The organism is Pseudomonas sp. URMO17WK12:I11, assembly GCF_007677725.1.
In the GTDB taxonomy this organism is placed as follows: domain Bacteria; phylum Pseudomonadota; class Gammaproteobacteria; order Pseudomonadales; family Pseudomonadaceae; genus Aquipseudomonas.
In genome coordinates this window covers 145,930-164,272 of sequence record NZ_VEDF01000006.1, presented here as the reverse complement: position 1 = coordinate 164,272, position 18,343 = coordinate 145,930, and the positions used below count along the sequence as shown (strand labels likewise).

Genomic DNA, 18,343 nt, shown 5'->3' with positions numbered 1-18,343 from the left:
CATGATGAAAGGTGGCATGGCCGGCCTGATGAAGCAGGCCCAGCAGATGCAGGAAAAAATGCAGAAGATGCAGGAAGAACTGGCCAACGCCGAAGTCACCGGCCAGTCCGGTGGCGGCCTGGTGAGCGTGGTGATGACCGGTCGTCACGATGTCAAGCGCGTCAGCATCGACCAGAGCCTGATGTCGACCGAGGAAGACGACAAGGAAGTGCTCGAAGACCTGATCGCCGCCGCGTTGAACGATGCCGTGCGCAAGATCGAACAGAACAGCCAGGACAAGATGGGCAACATGACCGCAGGCATGCAATTGCCCCCAGGCTTCAAGATGCCGTTCTAAGGCATCGGCCTGCACCGAACCGCCGCTGCCCCACAGCGGCGGTTTTTTTCGCCTGTGCACATTGCGCTGCGCCAAGGTCTACCGATTTGACGCCCATGCCTGTGCTGGGTATAAACCGCCCCTCATTGATTTTCAGGCCATACCCATGAGCTTCAGCCCCCTGATCCGCCAACTGATCGACGCCTTGCGCACCCTCCCAGGCGTGGGCCAGAAAACCGCCCAGCGCATGGCCCTGCAGCTGCTCGAGCGCGACCGCAGTGGTGGTCTGCGCCTGGCCCAGGCGCTGGGCCAGGCGATGGAGGGCGTTGGCCATTGCCGTCAGTGCCGCACGTTGACCGAGCAGGAGCTGTGCCCGCAGTGCAGTGACCCGCGCCGCGACGACACCCAGTTGTGCGTGGTGGAGGGGCCGATGGACGTGTATGCCGTGGAGCAGACCGGTTATCGCGGCCGCTACTTCGTGCTCAAGGGGCACTTGTCTCCCCTTGACGGGCTGGGGCCAGAGGCGATCGGTGTGCCGCAATTGATGGCACGCATCGAAGAGCAGGGCAGCTTCACGGAGGTGATCCTGGCGACCAACCCTACGGTCGAGGGTGAAGCCACCGCGCACTACATCGCGCAGCTGCTGGCCGAGAAAGGCCTGGTCGCCTCCCGCATCGCCCACGGCGTACCCCTGGGCGGCGAGCTGGAACTGGTAGACGGCGGCACCCTGGCCCATGCCTTCGCAGGTCGCAAGCCCATCGCGCTCTGAGCTGCAAGCTGCAAGCTGCAAGCCAAAGCAAATCTGCTTTTTCTCGCCGCTCGCAGCTGGTTCTCTCAGCGCTCGCTGAGGGAAAACGCGGTGAGGCAGAAGGTGGGCACGCCGGCCGCTTGCAGGCGGCGTGAGCCGTCGAGTTCGGGCAGGTCGATGATCGCGGCGGCCTCGAAGACCTCAGCGCCTGTGCGGCGCACCAGGTTGGCGGCAGCCAGCAGGGTACCGCCGGTGGCGATCAGGTCGTCGAAGATCAGCACCGAGTCGCCCTCGCAGAGGCTGTCGGCGTGCACCTCGAGGAACGCTTCGCCATATTCGGTCTGGTAACCTTCGCTCAGCACGTCAGCCGGCAGCTTGCCCTGCTTGCGGAACAGGATCAGCGGCTTGTTCAGTTGGTGGGCGATGATCGAGCCGATCAGAAAGCCCCGCGCGTCCATGGCGCCGATATGGCTGAACTGCGCCTCGACATAACGCTCGATGAACTGGTCGGCCACGTAGCGCAGCCCCCGCGGCGACTGGAACAGCGGCGTGATGTCGCGAAAGATCACACCCGGCTTGGGGAAATCCACTACCGGGCGGATCAGGGCTTTGAGGTCGAAGGCGTCGCTGTGCATTATTGCGGGTATCCTGGAGTAACGAATGCGCCAGTATACCTGCTAATGCCAGCTGTCAGGCCTCCATCGCCCCACCGGCCAGCGCGCACAGCTGGATGGGGTCGAGAATGTGCACTTCTTTGCCCTCGGCATGCAGCAGGCCGTTCTGCTGGAAGCGGGTGAACACGCGCGAGACGGTTTCGACTGCCAGCCCCAGGTAATTGCCGATTTCGTTGCGCGACATGCTCAGGCGGAACTGGTTCGCCGAATAGCCGCGGGCGCGGAAGCGTGCCGAGAGGTTGACCAGGAACGTCGCGATGCGCTCATCGGCGGTTTTTTTCGACAGCAGCAGCATCATCTGCTGGTCATCGCGAATCTCGCGGCTCATGACTCGCATCAGCTGGCGACGCAGCTGCGGCAGCTGGACCGACAGTTCATCGAGGCGCTCGAAGGGAATTTCGCAGACTGACGTGGTTTCCTGGGCTTGGGCCGACACCGGGTAGGTTTCGGTGTCCATGCCGGAGAGGCCGACCAGCTCGCTGGGCAGGTGGAAGCCGGTGATCTGCTCCTCGCCGCTGTCGCTCAGGCTGAAGGTCTTGAGGGCGCCGGAGCGTACTGCGTAGACCGAGCCGAAATTGTCACCCTGGCGGAACAGGAACTCGCCTTTTTTCAGCGGTCGACCGCGTTTGACGATTTCATCCAGTGCATCCATGTCTTCCAGATTGAGTGAAAGAGGCAGGCACAGGGGCGCCAGGCTGCAATCCTTGCAATGGGCCTGGGCATGGGTGCGCAGTTTGACTGGCTCGGACATTTGGATCGATCCTTGTGGGAAAGCACACATAAGTCGTAAGGGTAACCCACGACATAGGGTGTAGGCCAGCGTCCGCTAGACGTGTGCGAATCGACAAAGCCCCGGCAGGATGGTTGCCGGGGTGCTTAAAGGGCCTTGGGTGCCTGGCAGGCGTTAACGGCCAAGGGCAGTATGGCGCGTGATCAGATCACCCGCGAGAAACGCTGTTGGTTGTGCAGCGTCAGATAGGCATCGAACACCATGCACACCGAGCGGGCCAACAGGCGGCCGGCTGGGAGAATGCGGATGCCCTTGTGATCGAGGCTGATCAGGCCGTCGCGCTGCAGGGTCTGCAATTGCGGCCACAGGTCGCTGAAGTAGCCACGAAAATCGACGGTGAAGGCCTCTTCGATCGGCTCGAAATCCAGCTGGAAATGGCAGATCAGCTGCTGGATCACCGCGCGGCGCAGACGGTCGTCATGGCTGCAGATCAGCCCGCGCTGGGTAGCCAGTTGGGCATTGCTCAAGCTTTCCTGGTACGTGTTGAGGTCGCTGCTGTTCTGACAGTACAGGTCGCCGATCTGGCTGATTGCGGAAACCCCCAAGCCGATCAGGTCGCAATGGCCATGGGTGGTGTAGCCCTGGAAATTGCGCTGTAGCGTGCCTTCTTCCTGGGCCATCGCCAACTCGTCATCGGGCAGGGCGAAGTGGTCCATGCCGATGTAGCGGTAGCCCGCGGCGGTCAACTGCTCGATGGTGTTGTGCAGCATTTCCAGTTTTTGTGCGGGTGGCGGCAGGTCCTGGCTATCAATGCGCCGCTGGGGCATGAAACGCTCGGGCAAGTGGGCGTAGTTGAACACCGACAGGCGGTCGGGCTGCAGGCGGATCACTTCATCGACAGTGCGTGCGAAGCCTTCGACGCTCTGTTTCGGCAGGCCGTAGATCAGATCGAGGTTGATCGAGCGAAACTGCAGCGTGCGTGCCGCGTCGATCAGGTTGCGGGTCTGCTCCAGGCTTTGCAGACGGTTGACCGCCCGCTGCACGGTCGGGTCCAGGTCCTGCACGCCAAGGCTGACGCGGTTGAAGCCCAGCTCGCGCAACAGCCCCATGGTCGACCAGTCAGCCTCGCGCGGGTCCAGCTCGATGCCGTAGTCGCCGGAATCGTCATCCAGCAAGGTGAAATGATGACGCAGGGTGGCCATCAATTGGCGCAGCTCGACGTGACTGAGGAAGGTGGGGGTGCCCCCTCCGAAATGCAGCTGCTCGACACGCTGTTTAGGGTCCAGGTGACAGGCGATCAGCTGGATCTCCTGCTCCAGGCGTTGCAGGTAAGGTGCGGCGCGGCCACGGTCCTTGGTGATGACCTTGTTGCAGGCGCAGTAGTAGCAGATGTTGGCGCAGAACGGCACGTGCACGTACAGCGACAGCGGCCGCACTGCGCGGCGGCTCTCGCGCAAGGCATGCAGCAGGTCGAACGAGCCTACCTCGCTGTGCAGTTGCACCGCGGTCGGGTAGGAGGTGTAGCGTGGGCCGGCCAGATCGTAGCGACGGATCAGGTCAGCATCCCAGCGTAGGTCGTCGAGCATGTGGGCGTTCCCCGGAGAATGCAGCGGTAGCCGCAGTCTAGGGATGTCTGTAGGAAACTGTGTTGATTTGTATCAAGGCGCGCAGGGGCGAGGATGGCGTGCCGATCAATGCCCCATTAGCCAATGCTGGTGCGGGCCGGGTAACGTCCACAGGCCAAACAGCATGATCAGCACGCCACTGACGACCCGTACCCGGCGTTGCCTCAACAGCGTGTTTAGCCGCCGGGCGGCGAGCCCGGTGAGCAACAGCAGCGGCCAGGTCCCCACACCAAAGGCCAGCATCAACGCTGCACTGTAGCCGGCGTTGCCTTGGCTGGCCGCCCACAGCAAGGTGCTGTACACCAGGCCGCAGGGCAGCCAGCCCCACAATGCACCCAGCAACACTGCGCGCGGCACGCTCGATACCGGGAGCAGGCGCGAGGCCTGTGGCTGAATGTGCCGCCACAGCCCCCGGCCCAGGGCTTCGATACGGGTCAAGCCGCTCCACCATCCCGCCAGGTACAGGCCCATGGCGATCAGCAAGAGTGCGGCGATCACCCGCAGGAGCATGGCGCCCGGGCTGTTGGCCAGCGCCACCCCGGCTATGCCCAGCAGCAGGCCGGCGCCGGCATAGCTCAATACCCGTCCCAGGTTGTACGCCAGCAGCAGGCGCCAACGCCGAGCGCGTTGTTCGGGCGGAATAGCCAGGGTCAGGGCGCCCATCAGCCCGCCGCACATGCCCAGGCAATGGCCGCTGCCCAGCAGGCCAAGGATCAGCGCTGAGCCCAGCAAAGGCAGCAGGTCATGCACGGGGCGGTCGTTCCTGTTCGTCGGTCGAGACAGTTTCGTCGTTTTTGACCGCAGCCTGATGCCGCGGATCCTGGTCATCGAACAGGATGCTGTGGGCAGGGCTCTCGAGGTCGTCGTATTGGCCGCTGTCGACCGCCCAGAAGAAGATATACACAGCCACGCCGACCAGCAGCAGGGCGGCCGGGATCATCACATAGAGGGCGGGCATGGTGATTTCCTCGCAAAGGGCGCCGGATCGCGCGCGGGTAACCACGTGCTTGCCGCCTTGGGCAGGCGGGTCAGACGCAGGGCATTGAGTACCACGATCAGCGAACTGACCGACATGCCGATGGCTGCCCACACCGGGGTGACCCAGCCCAGGGCGGCGAACGGCAGCATCAGGCCATTGTACAGGGTTGCCCAGAGCAGGTTCTGGTGGATGGTGCGGCGGGTGCGGCGGGCCAGGACGAAGGCCTGTATCAGAGCCTGCAAGCGGTTGGACAGCAGCACGGCATCGGCGCAGGTCTTGGCCAGGTCGGTGGCGCTGCCCATGGCGATGCTGATATCGGCCGCCGCCAGCACTGGCACGTCGTTGACCCCGTCGCCCAGCATCAGCACCTTGCAACCGGACGACTGCAGGGTACGCAGATGCTCCAGCTTGTCATCCGGGCGCAGACCGCCAATGGCTTGGTCGATGCCCAGTTGCACAGCCACTTCGGTGACCATCGGCGAGCTGTCGCCGGACAACAGCAGGGTACGCCAGCCGCGTGCCTGGCAGGCTGCAAGCAGGGCGGGGGCGTCATCGCGCAGGCGGTCGTCCAGGCCGAACCAGGCCAAAGGGCCATCAGCGTCGCCGAGCAACAGCCATTGGCCGCGTGGCTCGGGCGCAGCGGGCGCCGCGGCGCCGCTCAGGGCGCAGACGAAGGTGGCTTGGCCGATACGCAGCGATTGCCCCTCAACCTCACCTTGCAGCCCCAGCCCTGGCACGTTCTGTACCTGCCCGGCCTGCGCAGCTGTACGGCCGAAGGCGCGGGCGATGGGGTGCTCTGAGCGCTGCTCGAGGGCGGCGGCCAGGGCCAGGCAGCGGTCGGCGGGTAGGGTTGCCAGTGGACGGATGCTGTGCAAGGTCAGGCGGCCTTCGGTCAGAGTGCCGGTCTTGTCGAAGACCACCGTATCGATCTGGTCGAGGCCTTCGAGCACGTGGCCGCGGGTCACCAGCAGGCCGAGCTTGTGCAAGGTGCCGGTGGCGGCGGTCAGTGCGGTCGGCGTGGCCAGCGACAGGGCGCACGGGCAGGTCGCCACCAGCATGGCGAGGACGATCCAGAAGGCCCGTGCCGGGTCCAGGTGCCACCACCACAGGCCAATCGCCACGGCAGCCAACAGCGAGAAGAGCAAGAACCATTGCGACGCGCGGTCGGCGATTTGCGCCAAGCGCGGTTTTTCCGTCTGCGCCCGTTCCAGTAAGCGCACGATGGCCGACAGGCGCGAGTCGGGGCCCAGGGCCTCGACGCTCACGTTCAGGGTGCTTTCGACATTCAACGTACCGCCCGTGACGCGCTCGCCCCTCTGTCGCGGTTGCGGCAGGTATTCGCCGGTCAGCAGTGATTCATCGACGCTGGAGCGACCTTCGACGACACGTCCATCCGCCGGTATCACTGCCCCGGGCAGCACTTGCACGGTGTCGCCGCGCTGCAATTCACTGAGCAGGATGCGTTCGGTTTGACCGTGACTGTCCAGGCGCAGGCACGATGCCGGCAGCAGGTTGACCAACTGCGCAGTGGCGGCGGCGGTGCGTTCGCGTGCGCGCCGCTCCAGGTAGCGACCGCTGAGCAGGAACAGGGCGAACATGCCCACGGTGTCGAAGTACAGCTCACCGCTACCGGTGACGGCGGTCCAGATGCCGGCAGCGAAGGCCAGAGCGATGGCCAGCGAAACCGACACGTCCATGGTCAGGTGGCGGGTGCGCAGATCACGGGCGGCACCTTTGAAGAAGGGCGCACAGCTGTAGAACACGATGGGGATGGTCAGAAACAGCGCAACCCAGCGCAGGATGGTGTGCAGCTGTGGTGACAGGTCGATGTTGAATTCAGGCCAGGTGGCCATGGTTGCCATCATCGCCTGGAACCACAACAGCCCGGCGACACCCAATCGGCGCAAGGCGCTGCGATTCTCCTTGGCCAGCTGTTCGGTGGCCTGGTCGGGTTGGTAAGGGTGGGCGACATAGCCGATCTGGCGGAGCTCGTCGAGCAGCTGCGAAAGCGGCAGTTGCTGGTCGTCCCACCTGAGCCGCAAACGGTGGTTGGACAGGTTCAGGCACGCCTCGGCCACACCGGGCAGGTTGCGCAGGTGCTTTTCGATCAGCCAGCCACAGGCGGCGCAACTGATGCCCTCAACCAGCAGGGTGGCTTCGGCCAGCGCGTCGGCGTGGCGCACGAAGCGTTGCTGCACGTCATGGCGGTCATACAGCGCCAGTTCGTCGCGCAGCTGCTTAGGCAGCGCTTCAGGGTTGGTGCTGCTTTGGCTACGGTGCTGGTAGTAATGCTCCAGCCCACTGGCGACGATCGATTCGGCCACCGCCTGGCAGCCAGGGCAGCACAGCGCCCGCGGTTGGCCGAGCACCACGGCACTGAAGCGGCTGCCGGCCGGGACCGGCAAGGCGCAATGGTAGCAGGGGGTGGGTTGGGTCATTTTGCAGCGCTCTCATATCGTGACGGCGCGCGAGGCTCGCGAGGCGCCCTGAGTCATCACAGGCTTCATGGCTGATGTTCGGCACCTTGCAGTGCTTCATCGCCAAGCTGCAACGTGACGCCATGCGCGACCTTCTCTTCCTCGAACAGGCGCCAGACCTGACCGTCCTGGTTGCCCAGCAGCTCGACGAAACGCCGTCCTTCGACCTGGTCGTCCAACTGCCCGACGTAGCGCCCGGCTTCGATCCGATTCAACGACACCTTGCGGTCCTTGTCCGGCTGGGTCGGCGAAATCAGGTTCAGTTCCAACTGCTGCGGGTCGCTGGCGCCAGTCAGCCGCAGTTGCACCTCGCCAGTCACTTCGTCCAGGTGCACGCTGGCTTTCAGGCCAAGGCCCTGGGCCAGCCATTCGCGGTCCAGCGAGCGGTTGATGCCCTTGCCGGCCTCGTAATAGTTGTCGTTCACCAGATTATCCGGGTTGTGCACGGCAATGCTCACCATGGTCAGGCTCAGGCACACCGAGGTGGTGAGGATGGCGATGATGATCCAGGGCCAGAGGTGCTTGTACCAGGGGCTGGCGGCGGTAGCGGCAGGCATGTTCAGGGTTTCTCTCTGTCAGCGGATCTGGGGGCCGATGAAACGGCTCTGGGCTTGCACCTCGGCAGCGCTGTCGTCCGCGCTCTTGAGGGTGAAGGTGATGTCGTTGGTGGTCGAGGGCAGCTGCTCGGGCGCAACCGAGAGCTGTACCGGCAGGCTGACGATATCGCCGGCGGCGACGCGGATCTCGCGCTGACCGTCGAGGCGCAAGCCCGGCAAGCCGCTGGCGTCGAGCACGTAGACGTGGTCGCGCTGGTCCTTGTTCATGACCTTGAGGCTGTAGACGTTTTCGATCCAGCCTTGAGCGTTCTCACGGTACAGCACGCGATCCTTGCTGACGTCGAAGCCGACCAGCGAGCGGGTAGCGAAGGCCGTGGCCAGGGCGATGATCATCACCAGCAGCACCACGGCGTAGCCGATCAGGCGCGGCCGCAGCATGTGGGTCTTCTGCCCCGAGAGGTTATGCTCGGTGGTGTAGCTGATCAGGCCCTTGGGGTAATGCATCTTGTCCATGACGTTGTCACAGGCATCGATGCAGGCGGCGCAGCCGATGCACTCGATCTGCAAGCCATCGCGGATGTCGATACCGGTGGGGCAGACCTGCACGCACAGGGTGCAATCGATGCAGTCACCCAGGCCCTGAGCCTTGTAGTCGGCGCCTTTCTTGCGCGGCCCGCGCACCTCACCGCGGCGCGGGTCGTAGGAGACGATCAAGGTGTCCTTGTCGAACATCACGCTTTGAAAACGCGCGTAGGGGCACATGTGCACGCACACTTGTTCGCGCAGCCAACCGGCATTGCCATAGGTGGCCAGGGTGAAGAAGCCGACCCAGAAGTACGCCCAGCCATCGGCTTGGCCGGTGAAGAACTCGATGACCAGCTCGCGAATCGGCGAGAAATAGCCGACGAAGGTCATGCCGGTGACGAAACCAATCAGCAGCCACAGGCTGTGCTTGGCGAACTTGCGCACGAACTTGTTGCCGCTCATGGGGGCGCGGTCGAGCTTGATGCGTTGGTTGCGATCACCCTCGGTGATTTTCTCGCACCACATGAAAATCCAGGTCCACACGCTTTGCGGGCAGGTGTAACCACACCACACGCGCCCGGCGAACACGGTGATGAAGAACAGGCCGAAGGCGGCGACGATCAACAGGCCCGACAGCAAAATGAAATCCTGCGGCCAGATGGTGGTGCCGAATATGTAGAACTTGCGCTCCGGCAGGTTCCACCACACCGCCTGATGGCCACCCCAGTTCAGCCACACGGTGCCGAAATACAACAGAAACAGCAGCGCGCCGCCGACCATGCGCAGGCGGCGGAACAGGCCGGTAAAAGCCCGGGTATAGATTTTCTCGCGCGAGGCGTAGAGATCGACGGATTCCTTCCCATTGCTGGCAGGCGGGGTAACGTCATGTACCGGAATGTGTTTGCTCATCATCAAGTCCCACGGCAGTGGAAAAACTGCCGCGGCCAGTACATGCCGGCCGCGGTCGTATCAAGCTGGCGCCTGCGGGCATGATACGCCTGTCAGGTCGCTCCAAGTTGCAGTGCGGCATTCAGTCGCATTGGTGCCGAATGCATTTTGCTGTAAGCGCGTGCGCCTTGACGCAGGTCAATTGACAGGCCGCTAAGCGCCTGTCAGGCAGCGGCCAGCGCGCTCAGTAAAGCTTGATTCGGCCTATTTGCGGCGCGGCGGCCCAGTCATTGTCGCTGGCCAGCTTGATGCTGAGAAATTCGGCGTGGTCGTCCAGCTCGGCCAGCAGGTAGGTGCGCTGTGAGGCAGACCCGCTCAGGTACACCGGCACGTTGCCGTAGTGGCCGACAGCGAAGGAACAGCGGCCCGCTTCCTTGTGATAATGACCAGCAAATACGGCATTGACCTGGTAATGCTCGACCATGGCCTTGAAACGCTGCTGCTGCTCCTTGCTACCGTGCCACTGATCATGTTGATGCAGATTCAGCAGCAGCACCTGGCCATGTTCGTAGCTTTCCTGGAGCTGCGATTCCAGCCAGTCCAGCGCATCTGTGATGACGAAGCGGGCGCGCTGTGCGAGCAGACCGCTGTTGAACGTCACGCGGTAGGTCGGCTCGTTGTTCAGCTGAATCAGCCGCACCCTGCCAAAGCTGACGCTGTAGGCCAGAGAGCCCTCATAGCGGATTTCATCGGCGCCCCGGGCGATGTGTAGTTGCATCGCATCGGCCCGCTCCTTGTGATGATCGATCAGGGCGAGCACGCTGTCGCGGGCGGCGCCATCGTTCAAGGTGTCGTTGATGTTGTTCTTGTAGTCATGATTGCCCAAGCCGAAGTAGTAGTTTTCCTGCAGATGCTCGCGCAGGATCGGGTATAACACCTTGCGTTGCCAGTCGTGGCCAAAGGCGGTCATGTCGCCGTTGATCATCACCGGGATGGCGTTGCCGCCTCGGCTGGCACGGTATTGCGCAATGCTCGCGTACTGCTGCTCGATCAACTGCCGCGACTCACGGTCACGCTCGGCGCTGGTTTGTTCCAGGCCATCGTCGCTGGCAGGCGTCCACGGGTACTGCGGATCTGATGCGAATACAAAGGCTCTGGGTGTGCCTCGATTACCGAAATGTCCGGGCTGTTTGGCGGGCAGGGCATCGGGATAGATAGAGGTAGTCATCGCTTCGAGTGTCTCCATGAACAGGCGGGCTGCCTGTTCACGGAGCATTGCCGAAGGACTGCGCGCGCGGCACGCTGCACTGCTTCCAGTCTGGGTAAGCGGACAACGGCCTGCCCACTCGCCAGCGTAGCCGTTGCTGATCAATCACTGGCCTGCGGTGGTGGCTGCCGGCTGCTGCGACAGGCTGTAGACGTAGGCGGCGAGCAAATGCACTTTGTCGTTGCCTTGCAACTGCTCCTGGGCCGGCATCTGGCCCTGGCGGCCGTAGCGGATGGTCTGCTGCAGCTGGGCGAAGCTCGAACCGTAGATGAACGCCTGTGGGTGGGTCAGGTTCGGCGCACCCATCGCGGGTGTACCTTTGCCCTCGGGGCCATGGCAGGCCACGCAGTTGGCCGCGAACAGCTTCTGGCCATTGGCTGCATCGGCTTTGGCGTGCTCCGGCAGGCTGCGGCCATCGAGCTGACTGAGGACGAAGGCTGCCACGTCGGCCACGCCTTGTTCGCCCAGCACTTCGCCCCAGGCCGGCATCACGCCGTGGCGGCCGCCCATGATCGAGGCCTTGATGGTTTCCGGCTCACCGCCCCAGCGCCAATCATTGTCGGTCAGGTTAGGGAAGCCGTAGGCGCCCTTGGCGTCGGAGCCGTGGCACACCGAGCAGTTGGAGGCGAACAGCCGTGAGCCCATTTTCAGCGCCTGCGGATCCTTGGCCACCTCTTCGATGGGCATGGCGGCGAACTTGGCGAAGATCGGGCCGAAGCGCGCCTGGGCCTTGGCCATTTCCTTTTCCCATTCGTGGACACCGGTCCAGCCGGCCTGGCCATCACCGAACTCGGTCTGCTTGTCGTTATCGACATAGCTGTAGCCGGGCAAAATACCCTTCCAGTTACCCAGGCCCGGGTACAGCACCAGGTAGCCCAGGGCGAACACGATGGTGCCGATGAACAGCCAGAACCACCACTTTGGCAGTGGGTTGTCGTATTCCTCGATGCCGTCGAAGGCATGCCCGACGGTTTCGTCCGTGGCCTCTTCACGCTGGCCCTTGCGGGTCGACAGCAGCAGCCAGGTCAGGGCGAAGATGGTGCCCAGGGTCAGGACGGTGACGTACAGACTCCAGAAGATTGTCATTGTTGTTTGCTCCCAGACGCTTTGGCTTTGTCGACGTGCTTGCGGTCCTGCGGATCATCCGCGAAAGGCAGCTGGGTCGCTTCGTCGAAGTCTTTCTTGCGCCGCGGGCTGAACACCCACAGGGCCAGGCCCACGAAGGCCACCATCACCACCACGGTGCCGAGGCCGCGAATCATCCCGATATCCATCAGCGTCACCGTTTGCTCTTGATGAGGGTGCCTAGACCCTGCAAGTACGCCACCAGGGCGTCCATCTCGGTCTTGCCCTTGACCGCGTCCCGCGCGCCGGCGATGTCGGCATCGGTATAGGGGGTGCCGAGGGTGCGCAGCACTTCGAGCTTTTTCGCCGTGTTCTTGCCATCGAGGGCGTTCTCGACCAACCAGGGGTAGGCCGGCATCTTCGACTCCGGCACGACATTGCGCGGGTTGTACAGGTGCGCCCGGTGCCAGTCGTCCGAATAGCGCCCGCCGACCCGGGCAAGGTCTGGCCCTGTACGTTTGGAGCCCCACAGGAACGGGTGATCCCAGACGCTTTCACCAGCGACCGAGTAATGCCCGTAGCGCTCGGTTTCGGCGCGGAACGGGCGGATCATCTGCGAGTGGCAGCCCACGCAGCCTTCGCGGATATAGATGTCGCGGCCTTCGACCTCCAGTGCGGTGCGCGGCTTCATGCCTTCGACCGGTTTGTTGGTCACGTCCTGGAAAAACAGCGGGACGATCTGGGTCAGGCCACCGATGCTGACGGCGATGACCATGAAGAAGGCCAGCAGGCCGATGTTCTTCTCGACGGCTTCATGCTTCATCAGTGCGCTCCCACGACGACGATCTTGGCGGCTTGTTCAGCCTCTTGCGGGTTGGCGGCACGCACCGTGCGCAACACGTTGTAGGCCATCAGCAGCATGCCGCTGGCAAAGAACGCACCGCCGACGGCGCGCACGATATAGCCAGGATGGCTGGCCTGCAGCGCCTCGACGAAGGAGTAGGTGAGCGTGCCGTCATCGTTGATGGCGCGCCACATCAGGCCTTGGGTGATGCCATTGACCCACATCGAAGCGATGTACAGCACGGTGCCGATGGTCGCCAGCCAGAAGTGTGCGTTAATCAGGCCGATGCTGTGCATCTGCTCGCGGCCATACAGGCGCGGGATCATGTGGTACACCGCACCGATCGAGATCATCGCCACCCAGCCCAGGGCGCCTGCGTGCACGTGGCCGATGGTCCAGTCGGTGTAGTGGGAGAGGGCGTTGACCGTCTTGATGGCCATCATCGGGCCTTCGAAGGTGGACATGCCGTAGAAGGCCAGCGACACCACCAGAAAGCGCAGGATCGGGTCGGTGCGCAGTTTGTGCCAGGCACCGGAGAGGGTCATCATGCCGTTGATCATGCCGCCCCAGCTCGGTGCCAGAAGGATGATCGACATCACCATGCCCAACGACTGGGCCCAGTCGGGCAGGGCGGTGTAGTGCAGGTGGTGGGGGCCGGCCCAGATGTACAGGGTGATCAGCGCCCAGAAATGCACGATCGACAGCCGATAGGAGTAGATCGGCCGCTCGGCCTGCTTGGGCACGAAGTAGTACATCATGCCCAGGAAGCCCGTGGTCAGGAAGAAGCCCACGGCGTTGTGGCCGTACCACCACTGGATCATCGCGTCAGTGGCGCCGGCGTAGGCCGAATAGGACTTGAACAGGCTCACCGGCAACGAGATATGGTTGACGATGTGCAGCATCGCGGTCACCACGATGAAGGCGCCGTAGAACCAGTTGCCGACATAGATGTGCTTGGTCTTGCGCTTGACGATGGTGCCGAAGAACACCATGGCGTAGGTGATCCAGACGATGGCCAGCAGGATCGCCAGCGGCCATTCCAGCTCGGCGTACTCCTTGGTGGTGGTGTAACCCATCGGCAGGGTGATCAAGGCGCCGACGATCACCGCTTGCCAGCCCCAGAAGGTGAACGCCGCCATGCTGTCGGAAATCAGCCGTGTCTGACAGGTGCGCTGGACCACGTAGTAGCTGGTGCCGAACAGCGCACAGCCGCCGAAGGCGAAGATCACCAGGTTGGTGTGCAGCGGACGCAGGCGACCGAAGCTGGTCCAGGGCAGGTCCAGGTTCAGTTGCGGCCACACCAGCTGCGAGGCGATGAAGACGCCCAGGCCCATGCCAAGGATCCCCCAGACCACCGTCATGATGGCGAACTGGCGGACGACCTTATAGTTATAAGCAGTCGGACTGATAGCTGTGCTCATGCTAAGGTTCCACGGTTTTATGTTCTTGTTGGTTTGGCTGTCGCGATTGTACACAAATAAATATTTGTTATGTGTACCGTTTTTCGCCTTTTTCTGATCGATCGGTCAAGCTTTTTTTTGCCGCTGGCGACGAGCGATACACCAACACGGCTACGCCTCGCCGCTGGCAGGCGCACTGTGGCAACAAGCTTAGTTAGGTTCGCAGGGGAGGCAAGAAGGGGCGGTTAGGGGCGGGCAGCAAAGCGGGGCCGCGAGGCGGCCCCGGCGGGGTTAACGCTGAACGTTGCGGGTGTCGGCCTCCTGCGACAGGCTGTACACGTAAGCGGCCAGCAGATGCACCTTGTCGTTGCCTTGAATCTCGGCCTGGGCTGGCATCTGCCCCTGGCGGCCGTAGCGGATGGTCTGCTGCAACTGGGCGAAGCTCGAGCCGTAGATGAAGGCGCCCGGGTGGGTCAGGTCGGGTGCACCCATGGCGGGCGTGCCTTTGCCTTCAGGGCCGTGACAGGCTACGCAGTTGCTGGCAAAGATCGCCCTGCCGTGCTCGGCGTCGGCCTTGGCGCCCTCGGGCAGGCTGCGGCCATCGAGGTTGACCAGCAGGTAGGCCGCGACGTCGGCAACCCCTTGCTCGCCGATCACGTCGGCCCATGCCGGCATCACGCCATGGCGGCCGTTCATGATCGAGGCCTTGATCGTTTCCGGTTCGCCACCCCAGCGCCAGTCCCGGTCGGTCAGGTTGGGAAAGCCGTAGGCGCCCTTGGCGTCGGAGCCGTGACAGACCGCGCAGTTGGAGGCGAACAGACGGCTGCCCATCTTCAGCGCCTGCGGGTCCTTGGCCACCTCTTCGACAGGCATGGCCGCGTACTTGGCGAAGATCGGGCCGAACTTGGCCTCGGCCTTGTCCATTTCCTTCTGCCATTCGTTGGCGCCGGTCCAGCCGTTCTCATAACCGGGCAGCAGGCCCTTCCAGTTACCCAGGCCGGGGTACAGCACCAGGTAACCCGCGCCGAATACCAAGGTGCCGACGAACAGCCAGAACCACCACTTTGGCAGCGGGTTGTCGTATTCCTCGATGCCGTCGAAGCTATGGCCCATGGTCTGATCGGTGGTGCTGTGGCTCTGGCCCTTGCGCGTCGACAGCAGCAGCCAGGTCAGGCCGATCAGGCTGCCGATGGTCAGCACGCTGATATAGATACTCCAGAAGGTGGTCATGGTGCGTCGCTCCTAACAGCAGCAGTCATCCCAGCAGGATCCTGCCCGGCGGGGGGCAGGCGATCGTCGACGAACGGCAGCAGCCGTGCCTCGGCGAAGTCATTGTCGCGGCGACGGTTGCACACCCACAGTGAGAGGCCGATGAACGCGACCAGTACCACCAGGGTGCCGAGGCCGCGGATCATGCCGATGTCCAGTTCCATCGTCAGTTACCTCTTGTTCTTGATCGCGGTGCCGAGCACCTGCAGATAGGCGACCAGGGCGTCCATCTCGGTCTTGCCGCTGACCGCCTCGCGGGCGCCGGCGATGTCCTCGTCGCTGTACGGCACGCCCAGGGTGCGCAGCGCGCGCATCTTGGCGTCGGTATGGCTGTTGTCGACTTTGTCCGCCACCAGCCAGGGGTAGGCCGGCATCTTCGACTCGGGCACTACGTTGCGCGGGTTGTACAGGTGCGCACGGTGCCAGTCGTCCGAGTAACGCCCGCCCACCCGTGCCAGGTCTGGCCCGGTGCGTTTGGAGCCCCACAGGAACGGGTGGTCCCAGACGCTTTCGCCGGCCACCGAGTAATGGCCATAGCGCTCGGTCTCGGCGCGGAACGGGCGGATCATCTGCGAGTGGCAGCCCACGCAGCCTTCGCGAATGTAGATATCGCGGCCTTCGAGTTGCAGCGCGGTGTAGGGCTTCATGCCCTCGACGGGCGTGTTGGTGACGTCCTGGAAAAACAGCGGGACGATCTGCGTCAGGCCGCCGATGCTGACGGCCAACACCATCAGCAAGGCCAGCAGGCCGACGTTCTTCTCGATGACTTCATGTTTCATCAGGCGGATCTCCTCAAGCCAACTGGGCGTTCGCAGGGACGGCGTCGAGCGCCGGCGAACGCACCGTGCGCCAGGTGTTCCAGGCCATCAGGAGCATGCCGGCGAGGAAGATCGCGCCGCCGACGAAGCGCACGATGAAGCCTGGGTGGCTGGCCACCAGGGTTTCCACGAACGAGTAGGTGAGCGTGCCGTCGCTGTTGACTGCGCGCCACATCAGGCCCTGGGCGATGCCGTTGACCCACATCGAGGCGATGTACAGCACGGTGCCGATGGTCGCCAGCCAGAAGTGCGCGTTGATCAGGCCGATGCTGTGCATCTGCTGCTTGCCGAACACCTTCGGGATGGTGTGGTACAGCGCGCCGATGGAAATCATCGCTACCCAGCCCAGGGCGCCGGCGTGCACGTGGCCGATGGTCCAGTCGGTGTAGTGGGAGAGGGCGTTGACGGTCTTGATGGCCATCATCGGGCCTTCGAAGGTGGACATGCCGTAGAACGCCAGCGATACCACCAGGAAACGCAGGATCGGGTCGCTGCGCAGTTTGTGCCAGGCGCCGGAGAGGGTCATCATGCCGTTGATCATGCCGCCCCAGCTCGGGGCCAGGAGAATCAGCGACATCACCATGCCCAGCGACTGTGCCCAGTCAGGCAGGGCGGTGTAGTGCAGGTGGTGCGGGCCGGCCCAGATGTACAGGGTGATCAAGGCCCAGAAGTGCACGATCGACAGGCGATAGGAATACACCGGCCGTTCGGCTTGCTTGGGCACGTAGTAGTACATCATGCCCAAAAAGCCTGCGGTGAGGAAAAAGCCCACGGCGTTGTGGCCGTACCACCACTGCACCATGGCATCGGTCGCGCCGGCATAGATCGAGTACGACTTGGTCAGGCTGACCGGCAGTTCCAGATTGTTGACCACGTGCAGCATCGCCACGGTCAGAATGAAACCGCCGAAGAACCAGTTGCCTACATAGATATGCTTGGTGTTGCGCTTGATCAACGTGCCGAAGAACACCACGGCGTAGCTCACCCAGACGATGGTGATGAGGATGTCGATCGGCCATTCCAGCTCGGCGTATTCCTTCGAACTGGTGTAGCCCAGCGGCAGGGTGATGGCGGCCAGGAGGATCACCAGTTGCCAGCCCCAGAAGGTGAACGCGGCCAGGCGCGGGGCGAAGAGGGTGGTCTGGCAGGTGCGTTGCACCGAATAATAGGAGGTGGCGAACAGCGCGCAGCCGCCGAACGCGAAGATCACCGCATTGGTGTGCAGCGGTCGCAGGCGGCCGAAGCTGGTCCACGGCAGGTCGAAGTTGAGGGACGGCCAGGCGAGCTGGGCGGCGATGAAGACGCCGAGCCCCATCCCGACGATTCCCCACACCACCGTCATGATGGCGAATTGGCGGACCACCTTGTAGTTATAGGCGGTACTGCTGGTTGTGTTCATGTATGGGTTCCCATCCACGGTTATTTGGCAGGCTTTGAAGCGAGGCAAGAATGAGAGAAGGGCAAAGTGCCGGTATTGACGGGGATCAATGGGCGCAAGTCGGAAATGTCCCAGGCTTGCATTGCGATCCGCCTGCCGCACCGGCAGCCAATGGCGCGCAACCGTGCCTGATCCTGGCCCATGGCGCGGGTGCGCCGATGGACAGCGGGTTCATGGCGGAAATGGCGCTAAGGCTGGCGGCGCTTGGGGTTGGCGTGGTGCGCTTCGAGTTTCCATACATGGCCCAGCGGCGCCATGGAGGCGGCAAGCGCCCGCCGAATCCGCAGCAGGTGCTGCTCGAATGCTGGCGTGAGGTGTATGCCCAAGTGCGACCATTGGTCACGGGCAAGCTGGCCATTGGCGGCAAGTCCATGGGCGGGCGCATGGCCAGTCTGCTGGCCGACACGTTGCAGGCCGATGCCCTGGTGTGCCTGGGCTATCCGTTCTACGCCGCGGGCAAACCCGAGAAGCCGCGGGTCGAACACCTGGCTGAGCTGCGCACCCCCACGCTGATCGTTCAGGGCGAGCGCGACGCGCTGGGTAACCGCGAAACCGTGCAGCAGTATGCGCTGTCGGCGTCCATCGAGGTCAGCTGGTTGGTGGCGGGAGATCACGATCTGAAGCCGTTGAAGGCCTCGGGGTTCAGCCATGAGCAGCATCTGCAGGCGGCGGCTGAGCAGGTCGCGCGGTTTCTTGGGCAATGATGCCGGCTTCTTCGCAAGG

The 18,343-nt window shown here is 63.4% G+C and carries 20 protein-coding genes; 3 read left to right on the top strand and 17 right to left on the bottom strand.

The features are described from left to right. The first annotated feature begins 1 nt into the window (after position 1). Positions 2–337, top strand: a complete 336-nt coding sequence (locus FS665_RS13680; protein ID WP_145189127.1) for a YbaB/EbfC family nucleoid-associated protein — start codon at positions 2–4, stop codon at positions 335–337. Positions 338–482: 145 nt separating this feature from the next. Continuing rightward, positions 483–1,085, top strand: coding sequence for a recombination mediator RecR (gene recR, locus FS665_RS13675; protein WP_145189124.1), 603 nt, complete (start codon positions 483–485; stop codon positions 1,083–1,085). A gap of 65 nt (positions 1,086–1,150) precedes the next feature. Here the strand turns inward: recR and FS665_RS13670 are convergent, their stop codons facing one another. The 17 genes from FS665_RS13670 to ccoN (FS665_RS13590) all read right to left on the bottom strand — a co-directional run bounded on the left by FS665_RS13670 (position 1,151) and on the right by ccoN (FS665_RS13590) (position 17,581). Further along, entirely contained in the window at positions 1,151–1,699 is a 549-nt protein-coding gene (locus FS665_RS13670) for an adenine phosphoribosyltransferase (protein ID WP_145189121.1), read from the bottom strand. Positions 1,700–1,754: 55 nt separating this feature from the next. Continuing rightward, positions 1,755–2,489: a Crp/Fnr family transcriptional regulator FnrA gene (fnrA, locus tag FS665_RS13665; protein WP_145189118.1), complete on the bottom strand. Its 735-nt coding sequence runs from the start codon at positions 2,487–2,489 to the stop codon at positions 1,755–1,757. Positions 2,490–2,671: 182 nt separating this feature from the next. Then, the gene (hemN, locus tag FS665_RS13660) at positions 2,672–4,054 is read right to left on the bottom strand and encodes an oxygen-independent coproporphyrinogen III oxidase (protein WP_145189115.1); all 1,383 of its coding nucleotides are present in this window, start codon (positions 4,052–4,054) and stop codon (positions 2,672–2,674) included. A 105-nt stretch (positions 4,055–4,159) separates the two neighbouring features. Further along, a complete protein-coding gene (locus tag FS665_RS13655) occupies positions 4,160–4,843 on the bottom strand; it encodes a sulfite exporter TauE/SafE family protein (protein ID WP_145189112.1) in 684 nt (227 codons plus the stop codon). After that, the gene (gene ccoS / locus FS665_RS13650; protein ID WP_145189109.1) at positions 4,836–5,051 is read right to left on the bottom strand and encodes a cbb3-type cytochrome oxidase assembly protein CcoS; all 216 of its coding nucleotides are present in this window, start codon (positions 5,049–5,051) and stop codon (positions 4,836–4,838) included. Before ccoS ends, FS665_RS13655 begins: the two co-directional genes overlap by 8 nt. Continuing rightward, a complete protein-coding gene (locus tag FS665_RS13645; protein WP_145189107.1) occupies positions 5,033–7,510 on the bottom strand; it encodes a heavy metal translocating P-type ATPase in 2,478 nt (825 codons plus the stop codon). Before FS665_RS13645 ends, ccoS begins: the two co-directional genes overlap by 19 nt. A gap of 65 nt (positions 7,511–7,575) precedes the next feature. Then, complete coding sequence (locus FS665_RS13640; RefSeq protein WP_145189104.1) at positions 7,576–8,106, bottom strand: FixH family protein; 531 nt, start codon at positions 8,104–8,106, stop codon at positions 7,576–7,578. An 18-nt stretch (positions 8,107–8,124) separates the two neighbouring features. Next, positions 8,125–9,540: a cytochrome c oxidase accessory protein CcoG gene (ccoG, locus tag FS665_RS13635; protein ID WP_145189101.1), complete on the bottom strand. Its 1,416-nt coding sequence runs from the start codon at positions 9,538–9,540 to the stop codon at positions 8,125–8,127. Between the two features lie 223 nt (positions 9,541–9,763). Next, positions 9,764–10,747, bottom strand: a complete 984-nt coding sequence (locus FS665_RS13630; RefSeq protein WP_178108346.1) for a metallophosphoesterase — start codon at positions 10,745–10,747, stop codon at positions 9,764–9,766. 144 nt (positions 10,748–10,891) lie between these two features. Continuing rightward, the gene (gene ccoP, locus FS665_RS13625; RefSeq protein WP_145189094.1) at positions 10,892–11,872 is read right to left on the bottom strand and encodes a cytochrome-c oxidase, cbb3-type subunit III; all 981 of its coding nucleotides are present in this window, start codon (positions 11,870–11,872) and stop codon (positions 10,892–10,894) included. Then, positions 11,869–12,060, bottom strand: a complete 192-nt coding sequence (locus tag FS665_RS13620; RefSeq protein ID WP_145189091.1) for a cbb3-type cytochrome c oxidase subunit 3 — start codon at positions 12,058–12,060, stop codon at positions 11,869–11,871. The genes ccoP (FS665_RS13625) and FS665_RS13620 overlap by 4 nt, the downstream gene beginning before the upstream one ends. A 5-nt stretch (positions 12,061–12,065) precedes the next feature. After that, positions 12,066–12,674: a cytochrome-c oxidase, cbb3-type subunit II gene (gene ccoO / locus FS665_RS13615; RefSeq protein ID WP_145189088.1), complete on the bottom strand. Its 609-nt coding sequence runs from the start codon at positions 12,672–12,674 to the stop codon at positions 12,066–12,068. Next, the gene (gene ccoN, locus FS665_RS13610) at positions 12,674–14,116 is read right to left on the bottom strand and encodes a cytochrome-c oxidase, cbb3-type subunit I (RefSeq protein ID WP_145189085.1); all 1,443 of its coding nucleotides are present in this window, start codon (positions 14,114–14,116) and stop codon (positions 12,674–12,676) included. The genes ccoO (FS665_RS13615) and ccoN (FS665_RS13610) overlap by 1 nt, the downstream gene beginning before the upstream one ends. Positions 14,117–14,386: 270 nt before the next feature. After that, on the bottom strand, positions 14,387–15,325 hold the full coding sequence (gene ccoP, locus FS665_RS13605) for a cytochrome-c oxidase, cbb3-type subunit III (RefSeq protein ID WP_145189082.1): 939 nt from the start codon (positions 15,323–15,325) through the stop codon (positions 14,387–14,389). Then, positions 15,322–15,528: a cbb3-type cytochrome c oxidase subunit 3 gene (locus FS665_RS13600; protein ID WP_145189078.1), complete on the bottom strand. Its 207-nt coding sequence runs from the start codon at positions 15,526–15,528 to the stop codon at positions 15,322–15,324. The genes ccoP (FS665_RS13605) and FS665_RS13600 overlap by 4 nt, the downstream gene beginning before the upstream one ends. Before the next feature lie 6 nt (positions 15,529–15,534). Beyond that, complete coding sequence (gene ccoO, locus FS665_RS13595; protein WP_145189075.1) at positions 15,535–16,143, bottom strand: cytochrome-c oxidase, cbb3-type subunit II; 609 nt, start codon at positions 16,141–16,143, stop codon at positions 15,535–15,537. Positions 16,144–16,156: 13 nt separating this feature from the next. Then, positions 16,157–17,581 (bottom strand): cytochrome-c oxidase, cbb3-type subunit I, encoded by a 1,425-nt coding sequence (gene ccoN / locus FS665_RS13590; RefSeq protein WP_145189072.1) that lies wholly within the window; start codon positions 17,579–17,581, stop codon positions 16,157–16,159. A 50-nt stretch (positions 17,582–17,631) separates the two neighbouring features. Here ccoN (FS665_RS13590) and FS665_RS13585 point away from each other — a divergent pair, with 50 nt between their 5' ends. Beyond that, positions 17,632–18,324 carry an alpha/beta family hydrolase gene (locus FS665_RS13585; RefSeq protein WP_145189069.1) on the top strand — a complete coding sequence of 231 codons (693 nt, stop codon included), beginning with the start codon at positions 17,632–17,634 and terminating at the stop codon, positions 18,322–18,324. Positions 18,325–18,343: the final 19 nt, after the last annotated feature.